The organism is Streptomyces sp. NPDC057900 (genome assembly GCF_042887885.1).
Taxonomy (GTDB): Bacteria; Actinomycetota; Actinomycetes; order Streptomycetales; family Streptomycetaceae; genus Streptomyces.
The window spans coordinates 19,418-27,753 of the sequence record NZ_JBHVOI010000025.1; the positions used below are offsets into that span (position 1 = coordinate 19,418).

The window sequence follows — 8,336 nt, forward strand, 5'->3', positions numbered from 1 at the left end:
CCCCGGTGGGTGAGTGTGTCCGGACTCTGGGAACCATGCGTGGGACGCGCGTACTCTCGGTAGCTATGGGGGAGTTGAGAGCGGACTGGCGGCTCCGGTTACGCCGCGGCGGTCCGGGCGGCGAGGTGTGCGGGGCCGGGGTGCTGCTCACCCAGGACCGGGTGCTGACCTGTGCGCACGTCGTCCGGGAAGCGGACGCCCTGATGTGGGTGGAGTTCGCGGAGAACCCCGGAATCCCGCCGGTCGCCGCCCGGGTCGCGCCGGACGGCTGGCTGGCCGGCCGGGAGGGCGCCGCCCACGAGGACATCGCCGTACTCGCACTGGACAGCCCCCGCCCGCAGGCGGCGCCCGCGCCGCTGGGACGGCGGCTGGAGCGCGGCGGGGAGGTCTGGATCGGCGGCTACTCCGAGGCCTTCGACGACGGCATGTGGCTGACCGGCCGGATCAGCGGACTGCACGGCGCGTGGGTGCAGCTCGACGCCGGCCGGAACGTCGAGGTGGTGCGCCCGGGGTTCAGCGGCGCGGCCGTGCAGACCAGGGGCGAGGGACCGCACACCGACCGGGTCGTCGGCCTGGTGGTGAGCTGGCGCGGAGATCTGGAACTGGCGCTGCCGGACGAGAACGACCTGGCGTTCTCGTACATGATCCCGGTCGACCGCATCGCCGAACTCGTCCCGCTGGTGGCCGAGCTGAGCGGGCCCGACGGCTGGGACAGCGGACTCTCCGAGCGGCTGCGCGACTGGTTCACCGGCGTCGACCAGCCCGCGGTACGGGTCGGAGTCGTCCCGCACGGCGGCGGCCGGGACCGCAGCCTGCGCCATCAGCTCCACCGGGCCCACCTCGTCCACCGGGGCGGCCGCACCCGGCCGGAGGAACTCGTCGAGACGCTGGTGGCGCAGCTGCGGCCGCCCCGCCACCAGCGCAACGCCTACCGCGACTGGCTCCTGGAGGGCGGTGAAGAGCCGGATCGCTCGCTCGACGGCCGCCCGGCCGGATCGGGACCGGTGCTCGCCGTCATCGGCCTGGACGAGGACCCGGATCCGGGCGCGCTGGTGCCCCTGCTGGCACGGGTGCGGACCCTCGGCTTCCGGCTGCTGGTGATCTTCCGCAGCGGCGAGGGAGCCGCACTCGACGCGGTGGCGCGCGACCTGCTGGTACCGGCCCTCGACGAGCGCGCGGACGAACTGGTGCGCGGGACCGAGCGGTTCGAGCGGGAGTGGGTCAGGCTGAACGGCCTGCTCGACTCGGCGTCCATGGCCCCCCGCCCCGGTACCGACGCCGCGACCCGCCGCCGCCAACTGCGCGCCCTGCGCTCACTCACGGACCCGCGCGAACAACTCGCCGCGCTGAAACAGCTGTTGCGCGAGCTGCGCGCCGACCGGGAGGAGCGGTCCCGCACCGTACCCGTGGAGCTGCCGGGGCAGCGCACCGGTCCGGGTCCGGCGGCGGGCCCATGAGGATCCCGTGCCCGCACCGCCGGTTCACCGGAGCCCCCTGCGACGGTGCCGTCCGGCCCACCGGCTACTGCGACACCTGCGGCCGCGACGAGGCGGACCCCGGACTGCCGCCGCTGCCCACCGCCCCCGAGGAGCACGGGCCCGCCGGACTCCTCGAACTCCCGCTGCTGGAACCGGGCAGCCCGGCAGACCGGCTCAGCGCCGCCGAGCGCCCGGTGCGCATCGTGATGACGTGCTCGGCCAAGGCCTGCGGAGTCGCGCTCGTCCCCCCGTACACCCTCACGTCACCGCCCGACGAGGGCCACTGCCCCCGCTGCGGCGCCCCCTACTCCTACCGCCCCGAGCTGACCAGGGGCGGGCCGCCGCTCCAGGACCAGTACCGGATCAGGGGCCCCATCGCCCACGGCGGCCAGGGCTGGGTCTACCTGGCGGAGGACACCCACCTGGAGGACCTCGTCGCGGTCAAGGGCCTCCTCAACCGCTACGCGGAACGCGGCGCGGCCCAGGCGGGCGAGGAGCGCCGCAGCCTCGTCGCCATCCGGCACGAACGGATCGTCCAGATCCGCGACTTCGTCAGCACCCGCAACGCCGACGGCACGGTGTCCGGCGGCTACATCGTGATGGAGGACGTCGGCGACCGGACGCTGTCGGCCGTCGTCGAATCCACCCGGCAGGGCGACTTCGTCCTCGACATCGAGCACGTCATCACCTACGGCTGCCAGATCCTGGAGGCCCTCGCCCATCTGCACGGCATGGGCTTCCTGTACGGCGACATGAAGCCGTCCAACGTCATCCACCACGGCGACGGCATCAAGGTCATCGACCTCGGCGGGGTCCGCAAGGCCGGTGCCACCGACCCGCCCCCGGTGATCACCCCCTGGTTCGCCGCCCCCGAGACGGACGGCACCGCGCCGCTCACCGTCGCGCACGACCTGCACACCGTCGGCGTCACCCTCGCCGAACTGGCCGGCTGGGCGGTCGGGGACGACGTGCCGGGACTCGGCATCAGCTCCTTCAGGCTGGTGGTGGAGCGGGCCACCGCCCACGACCCGGAACGCCGCTTCGGCTCGGCCGAGGACATGGCGGGGCAGCTGCGCGGAGTGCTCCGCGAGATCAGGGCCCTGCGCGGCAAACACGACCAGCCCGAACCCTCCGAGTACTTCGGCCCGGCCGGCCAGACCCCGTCCACCGAACTGCTGGGCGTCCGGCTGGGCTCCGTGCCCGACTACGCGCACTGGCTGCGCCGCCCGCTGTACGCCCGCCGGGAGACACCCCGGTCGCCCGCGCTCGACTCCGGACTGCCCACCCCGACCGAGATCGCCCGCCGGCTGCCGGTGCCGCGCCCCTACCCCGGTGACCCGCAGGCGGCCCGATTCGGGGTCAGCAGCTACGACCCGGGCCAGCCGCTGGCCCAGCCCGCGCACGGGGAGCAGTCCGTGGAGATCTGCCTGCACAACGCCCGGCTGCTGCTCGGCCAGGACTGTGGGAAGGCGCTCGCCGCCGCTCGGGAGCAGGTCGAGGCGGCGGCCGCCATACCGGGACCGGGGCCGGTGCGGGAGTGGCGGCTGAGCTGGCACCGGGGACTCGTCGCGCTGCGCGGAGCCGATGTGCTGGACGAGCGCGGGCCGATGCTGCGAGAGGCCCTGGAACAGTTCTCCGCCGTGCACCGGGCGCTGCCCGGCGAGTACGCGGCCAAGCTGGCCCTCGCCTACGGAGCGGAACAGCTCGGTGCCGACGGCACGGCCCCGGCCGGGCGCTCCGCGTACGAGCTGTTCCGCGCCGTGCACGCCCGCAACCCCTCACACGTCGGCGCCGCGCTGGGCCTGGCCAGACTCGCCCTGGCCCGCGGCGACCGGGCCGCCGCCATCGAGGTCCTCGACCTGGTGCCCGACGAGTCGCGCGACCACAACGTCGCGCGGATCGCCGCCTTCCGCATCCGCGCGGCCCGGCTCGCGGCGGGCGACCGGCCGCTGCCCCGGGAGACCGAGATCGACGCCTGCCTGGCCCTGCTCGCCCCGGCGCCCGGCACGCACCCCCCGCTGGTCGCGGGCGACGAACCGGCCTGGCTGCTGCGGACCGAGCTGTACGAGTGGAAGCTCGACGCGGTCCTGGCGGCGGCCGGCGGGCCCAGGCCCCCCGGCCGGTGGGCGCGGACGGGCCTGCCGCCCCCCGCCGTGCCCGGGGAACGGGCCGTACGGCTGGAGCTGGAGCAGTGCTACCGCTGGCTGGCCCGGCAACGGCAGGCCCCGGCCGAGTACGAGCGGCTGATCGACCTCTCGCACGCGGTCCGCCCGCAGACCCGGTCCTGACGCCCGCCCGCGACGAATGAGACGAATTCACTGGAGGCAGCCCCTTGGGCGCAACCGACACCTCGCCCGCCCCGCGGCTGCCCGTCCGCCTGAAGGTGTCCGTCGACGTCCGGCGCGATCAGCAGCCGCACCACGACGCCAGGATCGACGCCCACCTGCGGGTCAAGGCGGTCGGCATCGGACCGAGCGGCGAGGTGCCCGCCGTCGAACTCGCCGTCGTCATCGCGCTGGACGTCGCCGCCGAGCGCCGCCAGGACGCGGCCGCCGCCCTGGCCACCGCGGTGCGCGCCCTGCCCGACGGCCTCTCGTTCACCGTCCTGGGCGGCGCCGGCACCACCGGGACCCCGACCGGCTGCTACCCACTGCGCGGCCGGTGGGCGCTGTCCGGCACGGCGGAGAGACGCCGGGCCGCGTTCAGCGCGGGCCGGATCGCCGCGGCCGCCGCGGACCGGCCGCCCGTCGGATACCCGGCCTGGCTCGCCGCCGCCCGCGAACTGTTCGCGGAGCGCCCGCTCCCGGTACGGCACCTGCTCCTGATCACCGACGGGAGCAGCGACGACGGAACAGACGCGCCCGACCTGGACACCCCCGGCCCGGACATCCCCGGCCCGGACGACAGCGCGCTCAACGCCGAACTGGGCCGGTGCGCCGGACGGTTCACCGCCGACGTGCTCGCGCTCGGCGGCGACTGGGACCCCGCGCCGCTCCTCGCCGTCGTGGAGCGGCTGCACGGCAGCCCCGTCGACGCGCCGGACCGGTTCGCCCCCGCCGTCACCGAGGCCGTGCGGCGGCTGCGCCGGGTCCGCAGCCCCGAACTGCCCGTCTCGGTCCGGGCGCGCCCGGCGGTGCGCGACGTGACCCTGGCCGAGACGGCCCCCCGCCGGCAGGTGCTCGACGCGGTGCACCGGCCGGACGAGCCGCACCGGTTCGACTTCCCCACCCACCAGTGGGAGCCGGGCAGCCGCGACTACCTCCTCACCCTGCGCGTCGACGCGAGCACCGACCCGCTGGGCGTCCTGCTGCAACTGGCCACCGTCTCCGTCGGCGACTCCACCGCCCCGCTCCTGGTCCGCTGGCTGCCGCCCGGCGTCGCGGTGGGCGCGGCGGCGAGCGGCGGCGGGGGCGACACCCTCCAGGCGATGAACGCCGCCACCCGGATGCGGACCGCCCTGGACCGCGGGTACCTCGCCCTGGACCCGCTGACCAGAAGCGAGGCCGAGCAGCAGTTCGGCCTCGCGGTCAGGCTGGCCAACGAGATCGGCGCCGACTGGGTCCTGGACAAGGTCCGCGAGGTGGCCGAGATCCTGGAGGGCTCCCGGGGCGTGGTCCGGGTCGGCCCGACGGTGGACCCCGCCACCGTGCGCAGAGGCCGGCTGCACATGGCCTCCGGGCACCTGCTGGACCTGCCGGAACACCCCGCCGGGAAGCCGCGGGCATGCCCGGACTGCGACCACCCCGCCGGGCCCCTCGCCCGGTACTGCATCGCCTGCGGAAGGCGGCTGTGATGCCCCGGCCGGCCCGTCGCACCCGCACCCCTCGGACCCGCCGCGCGAGCGGCTCCCGCACCAGACGGCTGCTCGAACTGCACCTGGCCGTCCTGGTGGTGACCGCACTCGTCTCGACGATCCTCCTGCTCGCCTCCTACCGCGAGGTGCAGAACTCCGCGGGCGAGCTGCGCACCCGTGGCGCGCCGGCCGTCCAGGGAGTCTCCGCCACCCAGCTCGCCCTGCTCCGCGCCCACTGGGAGGCCGAGGCCTCGGTCCGGCAGGGCATCGACAACGTGATCGGCGCCGGAGCCGGGTACGAGAACCAGCTCTCCGCCGCCGACCAGGGACTGTCCCGGCTCTCCGACGTACAGACCGACGGCGAACGCGGCCGGGGCGTGCTCGAAACGGTCAACGGCCTGCTGACCTCGTACAGCAGCTCGATGACGCCCGGCTCCGTCAAGTACGTGGACGACGACCTGATGCAGCAAGAGAAGTTCGAGGAGGCCGAACGCATCCTCACCAGACAAGGCACCGGAGTGGTGCCACGCCTGGACGTCCTGCAGCGGCACCAGATGCAGCGGGTCGGCAGGGTCAGCTCCATGGGGGCGCTCCAGCAGACCGGCTGGGCGGCCGCCGAACTGGGCCTCCTGGTGCTGGCGCTGACCTCGCTCTCCGCGCTGTGGGTGCTGCGGGTGCGCTGCGGGCGCAGCCACGACCCCTGGCTGCTGCTCTCACTGCTGGCCGCGGTCGCCCTGGCCGTCGTCCCGCTGTGGGCGACCACCGCCACCCAGGTACGGCTGGACACCGCCCGCGAACGGCTCGTCGAGATCGAGGCACGCGCCCACGACACCCAGGACCTGGCGGCCTCCCAGCAGGACGTCATCGAGAAGTCCACGGCCCTGCGCGGCGGGCTGGCCGCCCAGCGCTGGCAGAGCTGGACCTACTACGGGGCGCTGGGCGGCGGCGCGCTGATCGTCCTGCTGCCGGCCGTCGGCATCTGCCGACGGCTCAACGCCGACTACTGGAGGGCCGGATGACCCGGCTGAACCGCGTCCTGCTGCTCGTTCTGGCCCTGTTCGTGACCGCCTCCGGCTGCGGGCTCTCGGCCCCCGGCGGCAGCGACGAGGAACCGAAGGTGACGATCCTCGGCCCGTGGACCGACGACCAGGAACGCCAGTTCAAGGAGGTGCTGGACGGCTTCGGCATCCCGTACACCTACCAGGGGACCGCCGCTACCCGCGAGGTGCTGCTCGCCGAGGTCCAGGCCGGCAACCCGCCCGATATCGCGATCCTGCCGGGCGTCGGTGAGCTGGTCGAGTACGCCGCCGAGGGGCGGCTGCGGCCGCTGAGCGGGCTGTACGAGCGGAAGGAGTACGGGAACCCGTGGCGGCCCGGGGCGAAGGGAATCGAGGACGACCTGTGGGTACCGCTCAAGGCCGACCTCAAGTCGATCGTCTGGTACCGGGGGAGTAAGCCCCCCGGGCCGGGCCCCGCCCCGCTGAGCGCCTGGTGCATCGGGATGGCTGACGACGGCGCGTCCGGCTGGCCCGGCAGCGACTGGATCGAGGACCTGATCCTCCAGCGTGCGGGCCCGAACCTCTACGAGAGCTGGGCGACCGGCGACCTGGCGTGGACCGACGAGCGCGTGAGCAGCGCCTGGACCACCTGGGCCGGACTGCTCGCCCAGGACCGCGAGGCCGCCCGCGACGCGCTCCTGGACGACCACCGGGGCCCGGTCGGCGGGCACGGGCTGCTCTTCGGCGGCGGCTGCGACCTGGAGCACCAGGGCTCCTTCGCCCGCGCCTTCTACGGGGACCGGAAGGAGGCGGCCGGCTTCGTGGACTCGGCGTCGCTGCTGCCCGGCGGCCCGTACACGGTGAAGGCCCACGAGGTGGCGGCCGACTTCGCCGCGCTGTTCGGCCGCGGCGGCCGGGCCCGTGACATGATCAGGCGGCTCGTCTCCCGGGAGGGCCAGGAGGACTGGGGGCGCAAGGGCGGGGTCTTCTCACCGAACGCGGCGGTCCCGGCCAAGAAGGGCCCGGTCGAGAAGGAGATCAGCAGGCGCTTCACCGAGCAGCGGGTGCCGCTCTGCCTGGACGCCTCCGACGTGATGCCGGCCGCCGTGCGGGACGCGTTCTACGAGGCGGTGCTGCTGACCGTCGCGCATCCGGAGGAACCGGTACGACAGCGGCTGGAGGACATCCAGAAGGTCCAGGACGCCCAGTCGTCCGGCACACCCCGGTTGACCGGGGTGTGCGGCAGAGCACAGTGAACGCCGAGGATGCCCCTGTTGGGTTCCGACAAACGATGAGGGGTGCGGGCTGGCACTTCGCCTGCATGGAGCACGGCTTCTGTCAGGCTCCACCAGGAAACCGGGCAGGAGACTGTACGGAGTCGACGGCAGGATTTTCTTGCCGGACTTCGTAGGGTCGGTACATGACCGTTGTGGACGAGACCCAGGGCGAGCCGAGCGACACCCGTGGCCGGGTGGCGGAACTGCTGGCGCTGCGTGAGCAGGCCCGGCGCGGGCCGAGTGACCGGGCGACCGAGGCGCAGCACGCCAAGGGGAAGCTGACGGCGCGTGAGCGTATCGAGTTGCTCGTGGATCCGGGTTCGTTCAAGGAGGTCGAGCAGCTGCGCCGGCACCGGGCGACGGGGTTCGGCCTGGAGGCGAAGAAGCCGTACACCGATGGTGTGATCACCGGCTGGGGCACGGTGGAGGGCCGTACGGTCTTCGTCTACGCGCACGACTTTAGGATCTTCGGCGGGGCGCTGGGTGAGGCTCATGCCACGAAGATCCACAAGATCATGGACATGGCCATCTCGGCCGGTGCGCCGCTGGTGTCGCTGAACGACGGCGCCGGTGCCCGTATCCAGGAGGGCGTCTCGGCGCTGGCCGGTTACGGCGGTATCTTCCAGCGCAATACCCGGGCCTCGGGTGTGATTCCGCAGATCAGCGTGATGCTCGGCCCGTGTGCGGGCGGCGCCGCCTACAGCCCGGCGCTGACGGATTTCGTGTTCATGGTCCGTGAGACCTCGCAGATGTTCATCACCGGTCCGGACGTCGTGAAGGCGGTCACCGG

General features: G+C 74.0%; 6 protein-coding genes. All 6 read left to right on the top strand.

The window, feature by feature from the left end:
• The first annotated feature begins 65 nt into the window (after window positions 1-65).
• The gene (locus ACFVQ0_RS36880; protein WP_390093563.1) at window positions 66-1,457 is read left to right on the top strand and encodes a serine protease; all 1,392 of its coding nucleotides are present in this window, start codon (window positions 66-68) and stop codon (window positions 1,455-1,457) included.
• Complete coding sequence (locus ACFVQ0_RS36885) at window positions 1,454-3,766, top strand: tetratricopeptide repeat protein (protein WP_390093564.1); 2,313 nt, start codon at window positions 1,454-1,456, stop codon at window positions 3,764-3,766. The genes ACFVQ0_RS36880 and ACFVQ0_RS36885 overlap by 4 nt, the downstream gene beginning before the upstream one ends.
• Window positions 3,767-3,810: 44 nt before the next feature.
• Window positions 3,811-5,271 (top strand): hypothetical protein, encoded by a 1,461-nt coding sequence (locus ACFVQ0_RS36890; RefSeq protein ID WP_390093565.1) that lies wholly within the window; start codon window positions 3,811-3,813, stop codon window positions 5,269-5,271.
• A complete protein-coding gene (locus tag ACFVQ0_RS36895; protein ID WP_390093566.1) occupies window positions 5,271-6,290 on the top strand; it encodes a hypothetical protein in 1,020 nt (339 codons plus the stop codon). Before ACFVQ0_RS36890 ends, ACFVQ0_RS36895 begins: the two co-directional genes overlap by 1 nt.
• The gene (locus tag ACFVQ0_RS36900) at window positions 6,287-7,525 is read left to right on the top strand and encodes a carbohydrate ABC transporter substrate-binding protein (RefSeq protein ID WP_390093567.1); all 1,239 of its coding nucleotides are present in this window, start codon (window positions 6,287-6,289) and stop codon (window positions 7,523-7,525) included. Before ACFVQ0_RS36895 ends, ACFVQ0_RS36900 begins: the two co-directional genes overlap by 4 nt.
• A gap of 164 nt (window positions 7,526-7,689) precedes the next feature.
• A partial coding sequence (locus ACFVQ0_RS36905; RefSeq protein ID WP_390093568.1) for a carboxyl transferase domain-containing protein occupies window positions 7,690-8,336 on the top strand: 647 nt, incomplete at its 3' end.

What these genes read in the sequence shown, in the direction of transcription:
- ACFVQ0_RS36880 (WP_390093563.1), top strand. Translation starts at nt 66, where the DNA reads ATGGGGGAGTTGAGAGCGGACTGGCGGCTCCGGTTACGCCGCGGCGGT.
- ACFVQ0_RS36885 (WP_390093564.1), top strand. Translation starts at nt 1,454, where the DNA reads ATGAGGATCCCGTGCCCGCACCGCCGGTTCACCGGAGCCCCCTGCGAC.
- ACFVQ0_RS36895 (WP_390093566.1), top strand. Translation starts at nt 5,271, where the DNA reads ATGCCCCGGCCGGCCCGTCGCACCCGCACCCCTCGGACCCGCCGCGCG.
- ACFVQ0_RS36900 (WP_390093567.1), top strand. Translation starts at nt 6,287, where the DNA reads ATGACCCGGCTGAACCGCGTCCTGCTGCTCGTTCTGGCCCTGTTCGTG.